General features: G+C 61.9%; 16 protein-coding genes. 13 read left to right on the top strand and 3 right to left on the bottom strand.

Translation table 11 applies throughout. The annotated features are described in order from the left end of the window. Positions 1-268, top strand: a 268-nt coding sequence (locus GZ093_RS15930) for a pyridoxine 5'-phosphate oxidase C-terminal domain-containing protein (protein WP_296487693.1), incomplete at its 5' end; no start/stop codon positions are given. Between the two features lie 50 nt (positions 269-318). On the opposite strand, the gene GZ093_RS15925 is transcribed toward GZ093_RS15930, so the two are convergent. From GZ093_RS15925 to GZ093_RS15915, 3 genes are all read right to left on the bottom strand, one after another. After that, positions 319-1,272, bottom strand: coding sequence for an AEC family transporter (locus tag GZ093_RS15925; RefSeq protein ID WP_296487690.1), 954 nt, complete (start codon positions 1,270-1,272; stop codon positions 319-321). A 6-nt stretch (positions 1,273-1,278) separates the two neighbouring features. After that, a complete protein-coding gene (locus tag GZ093_RS15920) occupies positions 1,279-4,677 on the bottom strand; it encodes an EAL domain-containing protein (RefSeq protein WP_296487689.1) in 3,399 nt (1,132 codons plus the stop codon). 300 nt (positions 4,678-4,977) lie between these two features. Then, complete coding sequence (locus GZ093_RS15915) at positions 4,978-5,523, bottom strand: Fur family transcriptional regulator (RefSeq protein ID WP_296487687.1); 546 nt, start codon at positions 5,521-5,523, stop codon at positions 4,978-4,980. A 113-nt stretch (positions 5,524-5,636) separates the two neighbouring features. Here GZ093_RS15915 and GZ093_RS15910 point away from each other — a divergent pair, with 113 nt between their 5' ends. The 12 genes from GZ093_RS15910 to GZ093_RS15855 form a co-directional block, all read left to right on the top strand. Continuing rightward, entirely contained in the window at positions 5,637-5,831 is a 195-nt protein-coding gene (locus tag GZ093_RS15910) for a hypothetical protein (RefSeq protein ID WP_296487684.1), read from the top strand. Further along, on the top strand, positions 5,825-6,637 hold the full coding sequence (locus tag GZ093_RS15905) for a metal ABC transporter ATP-binding protein (RefSeq protein WP_296487683.1): 813 nt from the start codon (positions 5,825-5,827) through the stop codon (positions 6,635-6,637). The genes GZ093_RS15910 and GZ093_RS15905 overlap by 7 nt, the downstream gene beginning before the upstream one ends. Beyond that, on the top strand, positions 6,634-7,533 hold the full coding sequence (locus GZ093_RS15900) for a metal ABC transporter permease (RefSeq protein ID WP_296487680.1): 900 nt from the start codon (positions 6,634-6,636) through the stop codon (positions 7,531-7,533). Before GZ093_RS15905 ends, GZ093_RS15900 begins: the two co-directional genes overlap by 4 nt. A gap of 26 nt (positions 7,534-7,559) precedes the next feature. Then, positions 7,560-8,471 carry a metal ABC transporter substrate-binding protein gene (locus tag GZ093_RS15895; protein ID WP_296487678.1) on the top strand — a complete coding sequence of 304 codons (912 nt, stop codon included), beginning with the start codon at positions 7,560-7,562 and terminating at the stop codon, positions 8,469-8,471. A 189-nt stretch (positions 8,472-8,660) separates the two neighbouring features. Beyond that, entirely contained in the window at positions 8,661-10,244 is a 1,584-nt protein-coding gene (locus tag GZ093_RS15890; protein WP_296487675.1) for a malonyl-CoA decarboxylase, read from the top strand. Positions 10,245-10,340: 96 nt separating this feature from the next. After that, positions 10,341-10,544 (top strand): hypothetical protein, encoded by a 204-nt coding sequence (locus GZ093_RS15885; protein ID WP_296487673.1) that lies wholly within the window; start codon positions 10,341-10,343, stop codon positions 10,542-10,544. 70 nt (positions 10,545-10,614) lie between these two features. Further along, positions 10,615-11,844: a succinyldiaminopimelate transaminase gene (dapC, locus tag GZ093_RS15880; RefSeq protein ID WP_296487671.1), complete on the top strand. Its 1,230-nt coding sequence runs from the start codon at positions 10,615-10,617 to the stop codon at positions 11,842-11,844. A 35-nt stretch (positions 11,845-11,879) separates the two neighbouring features. Next, a complete protein-coding gene (gene dapD / locus GZ093_RS15875) occupies positions 11,880-12,704 on the top strand; it encodes a 2,3,4,5-tetrahydropyridine-2,6-dicarboxylate N-succinyltransferase (protein WP_296487669.1) in 825 nt (274 codons plus the stop codon). Between the two features lie 42 nt (positions 12,705-12,746). Beyond that, entirely contained in the window at positions 12,747-13,943 is a 1,197-nt protein-coding gene (locus tag GZ093_RS15870) for a PilT/PilU family type 4a pilus ATPase (protein WP_296487666.1), read from the top strand. 19 nt (positions 13,944-13,962) lie between these two features. Continuing rightward, complete coding sequence (gene dapE, locus GZ093_RS15865; RefSeq protein ID WP_296487663.1) at positions 13,963-15,138, top strand: succinyl-diaminopimelate desuccinylase; 1,176 nt, start codon at positions 13,963-13,965, stop codon at positions 15,136-15,138. Then, complete coding sequence (gene prmB / locus GZ093_RS15860) at positions 15,135-16,094, top strand: 50S ribosomal protein L3 N(5)-glutamine methyltransferase (protein WP_296487661.1); 960 nt, start codon at positions 15,135-15,137, stop codon at positions 16,092-16,094. The genes dapE and prmB overlap by 4 nt, the downstream gene beginning before the upstream one ends. Positions 16,095-16,375: 281 nt before the next feature. Continuing rightward, positions 16,376-16,547, top strand: a 172-nt coding sequence (locus tag GZ093_RS15855; RefSeq protein WP_296487695.1) for an ATP-binding cassette domain-containing protein, incomplete at its 3' end; no start/stop codon positions are given.

Raw genomic sequence — 16,547 nt, 5'->3', positions numbered from 1 at the left:
CGACTCGCGCATTGGCGCCTGGGCCAGCCCGCAAAGCCAGGTGATCTCAGGCCGGGGCGTGCTGCTGGCCAACGCGGCCAAATACGGGGCCAAATTCTTGCTCAACCCGCCGCGCCCGCCGCACTGGGGCGGCTACCGGCTTGAACCCGACAGCTGGCAATTCTGGCAAGGCCGCAAGAGCCGCCTGCATGACCGACTGCGCTACACCTTGGACCAGGTCGGCCAGGACGGTGCCCCGCAGTGGCTGCGTGAGCGGCTGGCGCCCTGACGGCAATCAGACAGCGCAGCGCCCAGTTTGCGGCCATCGACGTGGGTCGATTACAGCAAGCCCACCAGTGCCATCACCAGCGAGATGGTCACCAGCCCCAGGCAAGTCGACACGGCCATGCTGGCCGTCACCAGTTCCTCAGCCACCTCGTAACGTTGGGAAAACATGAACACGTTGGCGCCAATCGGCAACGAGGCCGCCACAATCATCACGCTCAAAGGCAAGCCACTCAGGCCCAAGCCCCAACACAGCAGCGCCACCAGCGCCGGGAACGCCAGGTTCTTGATCAGACTCAAACCCAGTGCTGCCTTGAAGTGGTCCCCGATGCGCACGGCGGTCAGCGTCACCCCAACCAGCACCAAGGCAATCGGGCCAAAAGCGTTGCCCAGCAACTGCAGCGGGCGATCCACCACCTCCGGCAGCACCAGGCCGGTTTGGGCAAACAGCAAGCCCGCGATGATGGGCAAAGGCACCGGATGAATGATGCCGCTGCGCGCCGCGCCCAGCACTGTCAGCAGCATGTGCTGACCGCCACCTGCGCCAGCACCAGCGGCTGCTTTCTCGCGCGCGACTGCCAGTTCCAGCACCACGGTGGCAAACGTCAACATCACCAGCGCATGGACCGAAATCAAGGTAAACAGTGTCACCAAGCCGGCCTGGCCATAAGCCAGCCCCACCAGCGGGATGCCAATCATCACCGTGTTGCTGAAGGTGACCGCGAGCCCCAGCACCGCCGCGCGGCGCGTTCCCCCTTGCCAAACCAGAACGAAACCAAACAACAGCATGGCCGCCACAAAGTACATCAGCACCGGTTTGAAGTTGAGCTGTTCCACGTGCACCGTGCTCATGGTGCGAAACAGCAGCGCCGGTGTGAGCACCATGAAGACCAGGTTCGATAAGTCCTTTATGGCCTCAGCCCTGACCCAGCCAGCCCGACCAGCTATAAATCCGATAGCAACCAGCAAGACTACCGGCAGCAGAGAAGAGAGAACAGGGTTGTTCATGCAGACTTATTCAGGCTTGAAAAAACACGCCAGCTCGGTGACCGGAACCGGGCGACCAAAGAAATAGCCCTGAAAATTGGAGCAGCCCTCGCCCTCCAGAAAATCACGCTGCAGCTGGGTCTCCACACCCTCGGCAATCACCATCATGCCAAGTCCGCGCCCCATCGCCACGGTGGCTCGGACCAATGCCGCGTCTTTCGGGTTGCTCAAGGCATCGCTGACAAACGACTGGTCAATCTTGATCTGGTCCAGCGGCAACCGTTTCAGATAGGACAGCGATGAATAGCCGGTGCCAAAATCATCCAGTGAAAATCCGACGCCGTGGGCCTTGAGTGCCACCATCTTGGCGATGATGCCGTCAACATCCTTGACCAGCAGGCTCTCGGTCAGCTCCAGCTTGAGCCGGTCCGCCGGGGCTCCGGTACGTTCCAGCGTTGCCAGCACATCGGACACGAAGCTCTCACGGTGAAACTGCAACGCGCTGACGTTCACCGCGATCGTCAAGTGCGCAGTGCGGGGCTGCGTGCGCCATTGCTGCAACTGGCTGCAAGCCGTTTCCATGACCCATTGGCCCAGGGGCAGGATCAGGCCGGTGTCTTCGGCCAGAGGGATGAACTGTGCCGGCGACACCAAGTTGCGCAGCGGATGCTGCCAGCGCACCAGCGCCTCGACACCGGTCAGGCGCCCCTCTTGGTTCACCTGCGGCTGGTAATAAAGCAGGAACTGGTTTTCCTGCAGGCCAAGACGCATATCCGCCTCCAGCTCGGCGCGCGCACTGATGACGGCCTGCATGTCCGGGTCAAAAAAGCGCAGCGTGTTGCGTCCCGCATCCTTGGCCTGGTACAGCGCCAGATCGGCACGTTTGAGCAGCTCTTCAACCGTGTCCTGACTGGCGTTGAACAGGGCCACGCCGACACTGGCACTGCCGTGGTGTGTGAAGTGGCCAAAAGGATACGGCTGGTGCAAGGCATCGAGAATCTTCTGACCCACGCCCTCGGCCTGCGCCGCAGCCTCGGTCTGCTGGTCGCTCAAATCCTGCAGCATCACCACAAAATCATCGCCCCCCAGCCGTGCCACCGTGTCGCCTTCACGGACGCAATAATTCAGCCGCTGGGCGACTTGCTGCAACAGCACATCACCCTGCTCGTGACCCTGGGTGTCGTTGAGATTTTTAAAATGATCCAGATCAATGAACAGCAAGGCACCATGACGACGGCTGCGCGTGCCAACCGCCAGCACCTGTTGCAGCCGGTCGGTGAGCAGACGCCGATTGGGCAGCCCGGTGAGCGAATCATAAAAAGCCAGATGCTGGATTTCGGCCTCTGCTGCCTTGTGCCGACTGATGTCGGTGATCGTGGACACATAGTGCGTCACGACGTCGTGCTCGTCCTTGACGGCGGCAATGGTCAACCACTCAGGGAAAATTTCGCCATTCTTGCGCCGATTCCAGACTTCACCCTGCCACGCGCCGCTGTGTTCAAGCGCTGCCCACATGGCCGCATAAAAAGCTGCGTCGTGGCGCCCTGAACTGAGCAGACCCGGTGTCTTGCCGACGGCCTCCATCGCGGTAAAACCGGTAATCCTGAAAAACGCCTGATTGACACGCAAGATGACGCCTGCGGCGTCGGTGATGAACATGCCCTCCTCCGACTCAAAGGCAATGGCCGCGATGCGCAAGCTCTCCTGTGCGAGCTTGCGCTCGGTCACGTCCTCCTTGATTGCCAGGTAATGAATCGGCTTGCCGTGATCGTCAAAAATGGGCGCAATCACGGCCTGCTCCCAAAACAGCGTGCCATCCTTGCGGTGGTTGTGAAACTCGCCATGCCAGGTTTCCCCCGCCAGCAGGGTGGCCCACATCTCGCGGTAGTCGTCTACCGATTTTTCGTGCGACGACCAAATGCGCGGGTTTTGCCCCATGACCTCGGCACGCTGGTAACCGCTGACCTGCTCAAACATCGGGTTGACGTATTCAATGAGACCTTGGGGGTCGCTGATGACGATGGAAACCGGCGATTGTTCGACCGCCGCTGACAAGGTGATCAGGGACTCTTCCGCCTTCTTTTGTCCCGTGACATCAGACACAAAGCCGTGCCACAACACCGAACCATCATCGAGCTTTTGCGGTGCGGCCTTGCTCGACAGCCAGCGCACCGTGCCATCCCCAAACCTCACGCGGTACTCATCCCCCCAGGGCGTCAGCGCCCGGGCCGAGGCCTGGATCGATGCCGCCACACCAGCCGCATCGTCAGGGTGCAGCAAGGAAAAAAGCGGTGCCCCATCCTGCGCAATCGCGTCAGAACTGAGCCGGAAGATTTTGCCCAATCCGGCACTGGCGAAAGGGAAGCAAGAACTGCCGTCGGGGCGCAGCAGGTACTGAAATACCATGCCCGGCACATGGTGGGTGAGGTTTTGCAACTGCGCGAGGGCTTGCCGTTGCGCCACGGAATGGCGCCGCCTGACGAGCACATACCAGGACAGCAGCAGCGCCAGCGCAAGCAACAGCACACTCAGGATGGCAGCTTCGCGCAGACGCTGCATGCGGGCTTGCGCTTGTTCAGCCAACACCGCCGTGTACTCCAGCCCAACCAGCACAAGTACCGGGTAAGAAGGCAATTTTTTGAAGTGGTAAAGACGCTCGATACCGTCGGTGACGGCACGGTAGGTCAGTGTGCCGCTTTCAGTGCCTTGAGCAATGCGCGTGAATATCGGGCTCGCCGCGGCATTGCCCGCGAATGTTTCTGTGCCGGTGGTCTTGCGGGCAAACAAGGACCCGGTCAAACCATACAAGGCGGCGACACCTTCCTGGCCCAGCTGAAGTTCGCCGTAAAAACGGGTGAAATAAGTCGGATCGAGCGCCACCACCACGACACCGGCAAATTCTCCGTTACTGCCCACGAGGCGACGCGAAAGCTGAATCGACCAGCGGCCTTGAGCGAGGTCAAACTCAGGTTTTGAGATATAGAGCGTGTCGCTGCTCGCCGCCCGCAAGGCTTTGAAGTAGTCCCGGTCCGACACATTGAGGCGGCCGCTCAGCGCCAGGCTGCTCATCTCAACAATGCCCGCGGCATCAACAATGCTGACCTGACGAATGGTTCGGTCATCGAAAACGCCCTCGGCACGCATCATGCTGAGGTCAAGATGGCCGGGGTACTCCTGGTATTCCGAACGAACCAGACGCAAGGTCTGATCAACGCTGTAAAAAATGCGCTCGGCATGTTCCTGGCTGACCCGCGTCAGATTGACGATCTGGCTTTCTGCACCGGCCATGGCTTTGCTGCGGTCATCATTGATCAGGCGAAAGGTGTGCAACCAGACCGCCGCAAACACCAACGCGGCCAACAACCAGATCGGCGCATGATGATTGAGCCTGGCTAGTGCGCCGATGCGTTGACGAATGAATGGCATGGCTTGAAGTGGCAAAGCTTGTGGCCCGCGTTGTTGGTGTGGCGCACCCGGTTTCGGGCTGCCGGGCATCGTAACCCGGGCGCTGACAGTGATCGGCTAATCTGAAAACAAAACGAACAAGTATCGTCTGCCAGCAAATCCTCCACCCTGATTCAGATCAAGCATCGCAGCACTAATCCGACAGCCTCAGACCAGCACTCACCAGGCGTCAGCATCTCTCAGTTTTGAGTCCGCAAGGATTGACTGGCAGCCCAAATGGCGTCGCAGAAAAAAAGCGATAGATCGAACCTTGGGCCAGCCTCATGGCGTGACAGCAGGGGTCGGTGCGATTGAGGCTGCGGTCGCACAGTCTGCACACACACCGCGCACCGCCAGATCCAGGCTCAGACCCTGGTAACCCAGCGCTTTCAGAGCCTGCAAGGCGCTTTGTGCCGCCACCTCCAAATCAAGCGCATTGCCCTGCAACGCACCTTGCAAAGGCTGGTCGCGGTGGCAGCTTTGGCACTCAAAGTGCGGCAACGCATGGACGCTGGCGGGCATGGCCTGGTAGCGGCGCACCCGATTGACGTCCACCCGGCACAACAGCAGACCGACTTGCGTCAGCCGGTCAATCAGGCGGTACAGCGTCACGCGGTCCAGCGTGCCACCGCCCTCGCCTGCTCCTTCTCCATCCGCAGCTCTGGCATCCTGCAACGCCGTCTGCAACTGGGCGTGGGTGTAACTTGTGTCAGGGTGCGCCAGCAGCCAACCCAGCACCAGACGCGCCGCGCCGGTGCGGCGCAGTCCGTGGGCTGACAGCAAAGCGTCAATCGGATCAGGTGGACTCAAGCGGGTAACAGCAGGCATGACCAGGTCAAAGTTTTTTGGAAGGCAGGCAATTATTGCAATTGAGTTGCGTTAAACTGTATTGCAATTCAGTTGCATTATCGCTGCAATCACTTTTTTTAAGTTACTTCAAGATGTCACACCCGACACAGGACCACGGCCACCCGGACGCCCCGGCGCCAGAGCACGCGGCACCACAGCCCACCCAAAGGCGCAGCGTGTTGGCCTGGCCCGCCTGGCTGCGCGTGTTGACCGTGTTGCCGGCGCTGCTGGCGCTGTGGTTGGCCGTGTGGTGGGCCAACGCTGGCGCGGGAGCCATCGCGTGGTAACAGTCGACAACCTGACGGTCAGCTACCGCCAGCATCCGGCCCTGCATCACGTCAGCGGCCAGTTTGCGCCCGGCGCCCTTACCGCCGTGATTGGCCCCAACGGCTCGGGCAAAAGCACCCTGCTCAAAAGCATCATGGGCTTGATCAAGCCAGAAGGTGGGCGCGTCGTGCTGACCACAGCGCGCGAGCGCGTTGCTTACCTGCCGCAAATGACCGAGATTGACCGCAGCTTTCCGATGCCCGTGCACGACTGTGTGCTGTTGGGTTGCTGGAGCACCGTGGGCGCCTGGGGGGGCGTCAGCGCGGACCTGCTGGCGCGTGCCAATGCGGCCATTCACACCGTCGGGCTGGAAGGCTTTGAGCGTCGCACGGTGGGGTCGCTCTCCAGCGGGCAATTTCAGCGCGTGCTGTTTGCCCGCCTGCTGATGCAAGACGCCAAGCTGATTTTGCTCGACGAACCCTTCAACGCCATGGACTCGCGCACCACGGCCGCGCTGTTGGCACTGATACACCAATGGCACGCGCAAGGCCGCACGGTGATTGCCGTGTTGCACGACGACGCGCAGGTGCGGGAACACTTTGGGCAAACGGTACTGCTGGCACGCGAGCTGGTCGCCTGGGGCGACACCGCTCAGGTGCTGACCGAGGCCAATCTGCAGCGCGCCCGGGCTCTGGCGGAAGCTTGGGACGACAACGCCGACATTTGCCGCACCGACGAGCCGAGCGGCAAAAGCCCGCGACCAGACGCGCCACCCCAGACGCCATCGAACACGCAAGCTGTGGATTTGCACGGCGCCACCCGATGATGGCTTGGTACCAAACCCTCTGGGACTTTTCTGTCGGTCCCTTCGCCGAATTTGCCTTCATGCGCCGCGCCTTGGTGGCCACGCTGGCGCTGGCCCTCAGCGCGGCACCCCTGGGTGTTTTTTTGACGCTGCGGCGCATGAGCCTGCTGGGCGACGCGCTGAGCCACGCGGTGCTGCCCGGCGTGGCGGTGGGCTTCATGCTGTTTGGCCTGTCGCTGCCCGCCATGGCCCTGGGCGGTGTGCTGGCGGGTTTGGCTGTGGCGGCCATTGCCGGCATGGTCAGCCGCGCCACCAGCCTGAAAGAAGATGCCAGCCTGGCGGCCATCTACCTGGTGGCGCTGGCACTGGGCGTCACGCTGATCTCTCGCCAGGGCAGCCAGTTGGACCTGCTGCACATTCTGTTTGGCAGCGCGCTGGGCGTCGATGCGGCAGGGCTGCTGCTGGTGGCCAGCGTGTCCAGTGTGAGCGTGATCGCGCTGGCCGCGCTGTACCGCGGGCTGGTGCTGGAGACATTTGACCCGGTGTTTCTGGCCGCCTCCGCCGGGAGCGGCTGGCGCAGTCGTGGCTGGATCTGGCAACAAAGTTTCTTGATGCTGGTGGTGATCAACCTGGTGGCGGGCTTTCAGACCTTGGGCACGCTGATGGCAGTGGGCCTGATGATGCTGCCCGCCGTCTCAAGCCGGCTCTGGCATGACTCGTTGGGCGCCCAACTGCTCAATGCCAGCGCACAAGCGGCTTTGGCGGGCGTGGCCGGCCTGCTACTGTCATACCACCTCGACACGCCCAGCGGGCCGACCATCATCGGCTGCGCCGGCGTGTTGTACGGCCTGTCCTTGTTGGTATCGCCCGGTGGCTGGTTGCCCACCGTGCTCAAGCGCCCGCACCGGGTGGGCTGACATTTTCTTTACCTGAAAGCCGCTCAATGAAACGCGCAACGCTCAAATTCTTGACCATCGCAGCACTGGTGGCCAGCGGTCTGTTGCCCGGCATCAGCCTTGGCGCCGAGCCGCTGCCGGTGGTGGCGTCTTTCAGTATTCTGGGCGACCTGGTGCAAGTGGTGGGTGGCGAGCGCGTCAAGGTCACAACGCTGGTCGGGCCCAATGCCGATGCACACTCGTTTGAGCCCAAACCAGCGCACGCCAAAGCCATTCTGCAATCGCGCCTGTTTGTCATCAACGGGCTCAACTTCGAACCGTGGGCACAAAAACTGGCCCAATCCGCCAACTACCAGGGCCAGATTCTGGTCGCTTCTCAAGGCATCATGGTGCGCAAGTTGCCGGCCGATCAAGGCCACCAGCACGCGCAAGCGGACCCGCACGGCTGGCAAGACCCCAGCAACGTGGTGGTGTATGTCAAAAATATAGCCAAATCACTCTCCAGCCTAGACCCGGCGGGCGCCAGCAGCTATCAAAAAAATAGTGATTCATACATCAAGGAACTGCAAGCGCTGGACCAGTTCGCCAGAGACCAACTCGCAGCTTTGAGTGTCAAGCAACGCCAGGTCATCACCTCGCACGATGCCTTTGGCTATTTTGCCGCGCGTTACCAGATCAGGTTCCTGGCACCGCAGGGCATCAATGCCGACGTGGAACCCAGCGCCAAAGAAGTGGCCCAATTGATCCGGCAGATCAAGCGCGACCAGATCAAAGCTGTTTTTGTGGAGAACATGAGCAACCCCAAACTGCTGGCGCAAATCGCGCAGGACACCGGCGTCACGGTGGGCACCAAACTGTATGTGGATGCGCTTTCTGGCCCCAACGAGCCCGGTTCAACTTACCTGAAGATGATGCGCCACAACGTGACACAGCTGGTGGCGGGCATGCGGCAGAACTGACGGGTCCGCCTCGGTCTGGCCAAGATGACTTGATAAGCAACAAGACAGGCGTGACTTGCAGCTGACAGGGCGCCGAATGGCTTTACCATGAGTGCAGACCTTGGCTGACTCTGGCCGGCCCACTGGCGGCCTTGGCAAGTCAATCAGGCCGCGTCGCCAGACTGTCCGCACGAAAGGAAGGCACTTGAAATGAACACCGCCGAATGGCTATCCCGCGGCGTCTCGAGACTGCTTCCCGCCGCAAGCCAGATACGAAACATGGCCGCAGCCCCCGTGGAACATGCACCAACAGCTATTAATACAGGAGTAAATGCAGGTCCGACAACGGCCGCGCAGTTTTCAGGTTCGGGCACGGCTTCGGCCGAGTTGAGACTGGCGTCTGCACCTGCATCCTCCCTTACACCGGCCAGCACCAGCGCTGACTCAACTGCCCAGCGCACCCTGCATGAGCGCTTGACAGGCACCCTGCGTCACAAAGACGAGGCGCTGTCACCTCGCTTGCTGCGTCGCACCCTGACTCAACTGCAGGCCGTCCTCGACAGCCAGGTCAGCGAGGTCGAGGGCGGGCGCCGTGCCAGTGAGTTCGCACAGTGGTATGCCAGCGCCTCGCCGGCCGAGCGGCGCGACTGCTGGCTGCTGATGAGCGAGCAGTTTGCCCCTGATCCCGACATCATCGAGGCCGCGCGCAGCCACTACGCAGCGGCCCAAAACACGCCCGACGCCGGGCACGCCGAGATCAGCTTGCGCCGGGCATTGGTGTCGCCGCGCAGCCGCTTGCTGCAGCGCTTTGCCGCATTCCCGCAGGGCCTGCAATTTCTGCTTGACCTGCGAACTCAATTGCTGGCGCACCTGAAGACAGAAAAACGTCTGCTGGCCCTGGATGGCGAGCTGGAAAACCTGTTTTTCAGCTGGTTTGACGTGGCGTTTCTGGAGTTGCGCCGCATTAGCTGGGACTCGCCCGCCTCCTTGATTGAAAAATTGATCAAATACGAAGCCGTGCATGACATTCGCGGCTGGGCCGACGTCAAAAACCGGCTGGATTCGGACCGCCGCTGCTATGGGTTTTTCCATCCACAATTGCCCAATGAACCGCTGATCTTTGTCGAGGTCGCCCTGCTCGACAAGCTGCCGTCTGCCATCTCGCCCTTGCTCGACGAGGCGGCGGCAGCGGACGACCTGCGCAAGGCCACGACCGCCATTTTTTACTCCATCAGCAGCACCCAGACCGGTCTGCGCGGCGTCAGCTTTGGCGACTCGCTGATCAAGCGCGTAGTCGAAACCCTCCAGGCCGAATTTCCCCGCCTGCGCACTTTTGCCACGCTCTCGCCGATGCCGGGGTTTCGCAGCTGGCTGGGCAAGAACGTTGCCGCGATGCTGGCCCTGCTCGACGACAAGACCCGTGCCGCGCTTGGCCGCGCCGTGGGCGCTGCGCCGGTGGGGCCTGCGGACTTGCTGGCCGCCGCCGAGCAGGCGCCCACGCTCGACGCCACGTCGCCGGTGCGCCATTTTTTGATGCAATGCGCCGCCCATTACCTGGGCCGCGAGCTGGTGCGAGGCAAGCCACTGGATCCGGTAACGCGCTTCCACCTGAGCAATGGCGCCCGCGTCGAGCGGCTGAACTGGGGCGGCGATCTATCAAACAAAGGCTTCAAACAGTCGTACGGCATGATGGTCAATTACCTGTACGACCTGAAGCGTCTCGACCGGTACCGGGCGCAGTTTGCCAACAGCAAACTGGCGGTTTCAAGTGAAATTGAGACCTTGGGGTTTTGAACGAATTAGGGACATTCCCCTTCGAGCGGCACCGATTCTCAAGGCGCGCGGGGGCATACTGAAAAGCTTGGCCAACGCGCCCACATAAGGAAAAAAATGACTATTTGCCCCATCGCCATTGCCGTCGGCTGCAAGAAATGCCCGGTTTTCAAAATCTGCCCGGTCAAGACATCACTCGGTGACATGCCCAAGGCGTCCACCGTCAAGCCGGCCGTCAAGCCAGCCGCCAAGTCGGTGGCCAAACCAGCAGTCAAATCAGCCGCCAAGTCAGCTCCAGCGCGCAAAAAAGCCAAGAAATAAGCTGCTCTTGCTGGGCCTGTCGGTGCTGTGGCGGGCAGGCGGACACCTCAGGCAACGATAATCGCTGCCCATGAATCCACTGCTCGCCCTTTTGCAGCCCTACCCGTTTGAGCGGCTGCGTCAACTTCTCTCCGGCATCACCCCCAATCCCGCCCTGCGGCCGATTAGCCTCGGGCTGGGGGAACCCAAACACGCCACCCCCGCCTTCATTCAGCAGGCCATGATCGAGGCCATTGGGCGCACGCCCAGCGGCCTGGCCAGCTACCCGGCTACCCAGGGAGAGCCCGCGCTGCGCGAAGCCTTTGCCCAATGGCTGCACAAGCGCTACGCGATCCATGTTGACCCGGCGACGCAAATGCTGCCGGTGAACGGCTCGCGCGAGGCGCTGTTCGCGCTGACCCAGGCCGTGGTCAACCCCGGCGCAGCGCAGCTCCGTGGTGAAAAACCGTTGGTGGTCTGCCCCAATCCGTTCTACCAAATCTATGAGGGCGCCACCTTGCTGGCCGGTGCCGAGCCCTACTACGTCGCCAGCGACCCGGCGCGCAACTTCGCCCCGGACTGGGCCAGCGTGCCCTCAAGTGTGTGGGCGCGCACCCAGCTGCTGATCGTCTGCTCGCCCGGCAACCCGACCGGCGCGGTGATGCCCTTGTCCGAATGGCAACTGCTGTTTGAGCTGAGCGACCGACACGGCTTTGTCATTGGCTCCGACGAGTGCTACAGCGAGATTTATTTCCGCGACGACGCTAATGGCGGGCCGCCGCTGGGCGGCATGGAAGCCGCGGCCAAACTCGGCCGCCTGGACTTCAAGAACCTGATTTCACTCACCAGCCTGTCCAAGCGCAGCAATGTGCCCGGCATGCGCAGCGGTTTTGTGGCAGGCGACGCCGCCCTCATCGCGCAGTTTTTGCTCTACCGCACCTACCACGGCTGCGCCATGAGCCCGGTGGTGCAGGCCGCCAGTACCGCGGCCTGGCGCGACGAGCAGCATGTGGTGGAGAACCGCTTGCTGTACCGCAACAAATTCGCCCAGGTCACGCCCCTGCTGGCCGAGGTGCTGGAAGTCGCGCTGCCCGATGCGGGCTTTTATTTGTGGGCCAAAGTCAAGGGCAATGACACCGACTTTGCCCGCGACTTGTTCGCTCTTTACAATGTGACGGTTTTACCCGGCTCCTACGTGGCGCGCGACTTCCACGGCAGCAACCCCGGCGCCGGTCGGATTCGCATGGCGCTGGTGGCCGAAACGGCCGAATGTGTGGAAGCCGCCCAGCGCATCGCGCAATTTGTCAAATCCAGAACCTGAAACCACAAGCGGTTTCGCCTCCCGAGAAAACTTTCATGACGCAACAATTGCAATCCATCATCGACGCCGCCTGGGAAGACCGTGCCAACCTGTCCCCCAGCGCAGCCCCCAAGGAAGTGCTTGATGCAGTCGAGCACGTCATCTCCGACCTCAACGCCGGACGCTTGCGCGTGGCCACCCGCGAGAGCGTGGGCCAGTGGACGACGCACCAATGGATCAAGAAAGCCGTGCTGCTGAGCTTTCGCCTCAGCGACAACCAGGTCATGAAAGCCGGTGACCTGGGCTTTTATGACAAGGTGCCGACCAAATTTGCCGGCATGGACGAAGAAGCATTCAGTGCGTCGGGTGTGCGCGTGGTGCCCCCGGCGGTGGCGCGGCGCGGTAGTTTCATCGGCAAGGGCGTGATCCTGATGCCGTCTTACGTCAACATCGGCGCCTTTGTCGATGAAGGGACCATGGTTGACACCTGGGCCACCGTCGGGTCCTGCGCGCAGATCGGCAAACACGTGCACCTAAGCGGTGGCGTCGGCATTGGCGGCGTGCTCGAACCCATGCAGGCCGGCCCAACGATCATCGAGGACAACTGCTTCATCGGCGCCCGCTCCGAAGTGGTCGAAGGTGTGATCGTGGAGGAAAACTCGGTCATCTCCATGGGCGTTTACCTCGGGCAGAGCACCCCCATTTACGACCGCGCAACAGACACCGTCAGCTATGGCCGCATCCCTAGCGGTTCGGTGGTCATCAGCGGCAGCCTGCCCAAGAACGAGGGCAAATACAGTTTGTATGCCGCGATCATCGTCAAACGGGTGGACGCGCAAACGCGCTCCAAGACCAGCCTGAACGACTTGCTGCGCGACTGATTTTTTTTCTCCCCACGCACATCGACAGACCGGTTTTTCAGCATGGCAACCAATGCACCAAACGCGTCCAATGCAACCCCGGGCACCTCCGGCACCATGGAGCGCATTCTTCGCCTGATGAGCGAAAAGAAGGCCTCCGATGTCTATCTGTCCGCCCAATCACCGGCGCTGATCCGCATCAACGGCCAATGCGTGCCGATCAACAGCCAACTGCTCCCGCCCGAGGCGCCGCGCAATTTGCTGGCAGAAATACTGCCGCCCCATCGCATCGAAGAGCTGGAAGAACTGAATGAGCTCAACATGGGTTGGTCGCTGGCGGGCGTGGGCCGCTTTCGCATCAGCGCGATGCGCCAGCGCGGCTCGATTGCGGCGGTGATCCGCTACATCTCGGTCGACATTCCGCCGCTTGATACGCTGGGCGTGCCGATGATTCTGGGCGAGTTGATCATGGAAAAGCGTGGCCTGCTGCTGCTGGTGGGCGCCACCGGCGCGGGCAAGAGCACCACCATGGCCGCCATCATTGACCACCGCAACGCCAACGCCACCGGCCACATCCTGACGATTGAAGACCCGCTGGAGTATTTGTTCCGCAACAAGCGCTCGGTGGTCAACCAGCGCGAGGTCGGCAGCGACACGCAGTCGACCCAGGTCGCGCTGAAGAACGCCCTGCGCCAGGCGCCCGATGTGATCATGATCGGTGAAATCCGCGACCGCGAAACCATGTCGGCGGCGATTGCCTATGCCCAGACCGGCCATTTGTGCCTGGCCACCCTGCATGCCAACAACAGTTACCAGGCGCTCAACCGAATTCTGAGTTTCTACCCGGTCGAGGTGCGCGAAACCATGCTGGCCGACCTGTCGGCCTCGCTCAAGGCGATTGTGTCGCAGCGGCTCTTGCGCACCACGGGCGGCGGCCGCATTCCGGCCGTGGAGATCATGCTCAACACCAATCTGGTCGCGGAGATGATTGAAAAGGGCGACTTTTCCGGCGTCAAGGAGGCGATGGAAAAGTCGATGGCCGAGGGCGGCCAGACCTTTGAGCAAGACATCGCGCGCCTGATCATGGAAGGCGTGGTGGACCGCAAAGAAGGTCTGATCAACTCGGATTCGCCCACCAATTTGATGTGGCGCCTGCAAAACGACTTTAACGCCCGGGCGCAAGCGCCCGAGCCCGCCGAAGACCCGGATGATCAACCCTCGTTCACCGAAATCACGTTCGACGTGATGCACGGGTCGTGAACCTCCTACCTTGAAGCTGATGTCAAAAACTTTGCACCTGGCCGAACAACTGATCGCCCGCCACTCGCTCACGCCCGACGATGCCGGCTGCCAGCAAATCATCGCTGAACGACTCGCGCCGCTGGGGTTCTCCTGTGAAACCATCGCCAGCGGCCCGACTGATTTTCGCGTTACCAATTTATGGGCAAAACGGGCTGTAGCCCCCGTCCAGTCTACGCAAGCAGCTACTAAATTGATCGTATTTGCCGGGCACACCGACGTCGTGCCAAGCGGCCCGGCGCAGCAATGGCGCTGCCACCCTTTCACGCCCACCCAACTCGATGGCAAGTTGTATGGCCGCGGCGCCGCCGACATGAAAACCTCGCTCGCCGCGTTCGTGGTGGCGGTGGAAGAGTTTTTGACGGCGCAACCGACCACCGCCCTGTCGATCGGATTTCTGCTTACCAGCGACGAGGAAGGTCCGGCGCTGGATGGCACTGTCAAAGTCTGCGAAGCACTGCAGGCGCGCGGCGAACGCATCGATTACTGCATCGTCGGTGAGCCCACCTCTTTGGAGCGCACCGGCGACATGATCAAGAACGGTCGCCGGGGCACGCTCAGCGCCCGCCTGACTGTCAAAGGCGTGCAAGGCCATATCGCCTACCCGCACCTGGCCAAAAACCCGATTCATCTGGTCGCGCCCGCGCTGGCGGAGTTGGTGGGCGTCGAATGGGACCGGGGCAACGCGTTCTTCCCGCCCACCTCCTGGCAGATCAGCAACATCCACGGCGGCACCGGCGCCAGCAATGTGATCCCGGGTGCTGTGGTGATTGACTTCAACTTCCGCTTTTCCACCGAGTCCACACCCGAGTCGCTGCAGACCCGGCTGGCCGCCGTGCTGGAGCGCCACGAGCTTGATTACGACCTGACCTGGACGCTCGGTGGCATGCCGTTCCTGACCGAGCCCGGCACCCTGGTCGACGCGGTGGTGGACGCCATCAAACAAGAGACCGGCCTCACTACCGTCCTGTCCACCACCGGCGGCACCAGCGACGGCCGCTTCATCGCCAAGATTTGCCCGCAGGTGATTGAGTTCGGTCCGCCCAATGGCAGCATCCACAAGATCGACGAATACGTCAACATCGCCGACATCGAACCTTTGACAAACATCTACCGGCGCGTGCTGGAGAAGCTGAGCGCGGGGCTGATCGCATGACGGTGCTGGAACTGATTGAAGCGGCTGCCGCGCAGCTCACCGAGGCTGGGGTGGCCTTTGGCCACGGCACCAACAACGCTTTTGACGAGGCCGCCTGGCTGGTGCTGTGGCAACTCGGGCTGCCGCTCGACACGCCACTCGATGGCGCGACAGACGAGCCGGAATTTATAGCCAATCGGCCGGTAGCCCCCGCAGAACAATCGCAGGTAGCTACGCTTTTAGAAGCAAGGATCAGATCCCGCAAGCCCGCGGCCTACCTGACGAGGGAGGCCTGGCTGATGGGCGTGCCCTTTTACGTGGATGAGCGCGCCATCGTGCCACGCTCCTTGATTGCCGAGTTGCTGGTGGACGGCGCCCTGGACTACTGGCTCAGCGACGCCACGCACGTGGTGCTGGACCTGTGCAGCGGCAACGGCAGTCTGGCGGTGCTGGCGGCCATGGCATACCCGGACGTGACGGTGGACGCCTCTGATCTGTCAACGGACGCGCTGGCGGTGGCCCGCATCAACGTTGACAAGCACAGCCTGACGGAACGCATCACCCTGGTCGAGTCAGACGGTTTTGCCAAGCTGCCCGACCGCTACGACCTGATTGTGTGCAACCCGCCTTACGTCAACGCCCAGAGCATGGCCGCGCTACCGGCTGAGTTTCACGCCGAACCGGCTCTGGCACTCGACGGCAACCGCGCTGGCGGCAGCGACGGCATGGACTTCATCCGCAGGCTGCTGATGGAGGCGCCGCAGCACATGAATGAAAACGCGGTGCTGGTGCTGGAAATCGGCAACGAGCGCGACCACTTTGAAGCCGCCTTCCCCACGCTGCAAGCCATCTGGCTGGAAACCAGCGCCGGTGAAGACCAGGTGCTGCTGCTTGAGCGTGAAGAACTTTTGGCGCTATTGCGGGGGCCGAAGCCAGAGTCCTTACGTGTGCCGAAGCCAGACGGGCTGGGCGAGTGACTCCGTTCGTGTCCCCCGCCCGTTCCGGGCTCCTCCTTGACCTCACTGCGCCACTCACCCAACCCGTCTGGCTTCTCGAATGGTGGGGCCTGCATTGGAGTTCTGCACGCGTACCCGAATCGCCGCGCAGCAGGAGTACGGATTGCTGCGAAGCGCAGGTCAAGGAGGAGGCCGAAGGCCGGGGGACACGGAGCTTCGCAGCAATCCGTGCTCCGGCACACCACAGCTTGCCCACAACGACTTGCCGCGTTGAACTCTCAAGAAAATAGCCATCACCGACCATGATCACTCTAAAAAACGTTATCCTGCGCCGCGGCGCCAAAGTGCTGCTTGACGGCGCCAGTGTCACCCTCAATCCGGGCGAAAAAGTCGGTCTGGTCGGGCGCAACGGCGCCGGCAAGTCCTCGCTGTTTGCGCTGCTCAACGGCACGCTGCACGAAGACGGCGGCGAAT

The organism is Rhodoferax sp. (assembly GCF_010365055.1).
Classification (GTDB): domain Bacteria; phylum Pseudomonadota; class Gammaproteobacteria; order Burkholderiales; family Burkholderiaceae_C; genus Rhodoferax.
The sequence above is the reverse complement of the archived record's forward strand: the minus strand, read 5'-3'. Positions and strand labels throughout refer to the sequence as shown.

Coding starts and splice junctions, on each gene's coding strand:
- GZ093_RS15885 (WP_296487673.1), top strand. CDS start 10,341: ATGACTATTTGCCCCATCGCCATTGCCGTCGGCTGCAAGAAATGCCCG.
- GZ093_RS15910 (WP_296487684.1), top strand. CDS start 5,637: ATGTCACACCCGACACAGGACCACGGCCACCCGGACGCCCCGGCGCCA.
- GZ093_RS15895 (WP_296487678.1), top strand. CDS start 7,560: ATGAAACGCGCAACGCTCAAATTCTTGACCATCGCAGCACTGGTGGCC.
- GZ093_RS15925 (WP_296487690.1), bottom strand. CDS start 1,272: ATGAACAACCCTGTTCTCTCTTCTCTGCTGCCGGTAGTCTTGCTGGTT.
- GZ093_RS15915 (WP_296487687.1), bottom strand. CDS start 5,523: ATGCCTGCTGTTACCCGCTTGAGTCCACCTGATCCGATTGACGCTTTG.
- dapE (WP_296487663.1), top strand. CDS start 13,963: ATGTCAAAAACTTTGCACCTGGCCGAACAACTGATCGCCCGCCACTCG.
- GZ093_RS15920 (WP_296487689.1), bottom strand. CDS start 4,677: ATGCCATTCATTCGTCAACGCATCGGCGCACTAGCCAGGCTCAATCAT.
- prmB (WP_296487661.1), top strand. CDS start 15,135: ATGACGGTGCTGGAACTGATTGAAGCGGCTGCCGCGCAGCTCACCGAG.
- GZ093_RS15890 (WP_296487675.1), top strand. CDS start 8,661: ATGAACACCGCCGAATGGCTATCCCGCGGCGTCTCGAGACTGCTTCCC.
- GZ093_RS15870 (WP_296487666.1), top strand. CDS start 12,747: ATGGCAACCAATGCACCAAACGCGTCCAATGCAACCCCGGGCACCTCC.
- dapC (WP_296487671.1), top strand. CDS start 10,615: ATGAATCCACTGCTCGCCCTTTTGCAGCCCTACCCGTTTGAGCGGCTG.
- GZ093_RS15900 (WP_296487680.1), top strand. CDS start 6,634: ATGATGGCTTGGTACCAAACCCTCTGGGACTTTTCTGTCGGTCCCTTC.
- dapD (WP_296487669.1), top strand. CDS start 11,880: ATGACGCAACAATTGCAATCCATCATCGACGCCGCCTGGGAAGACCGT.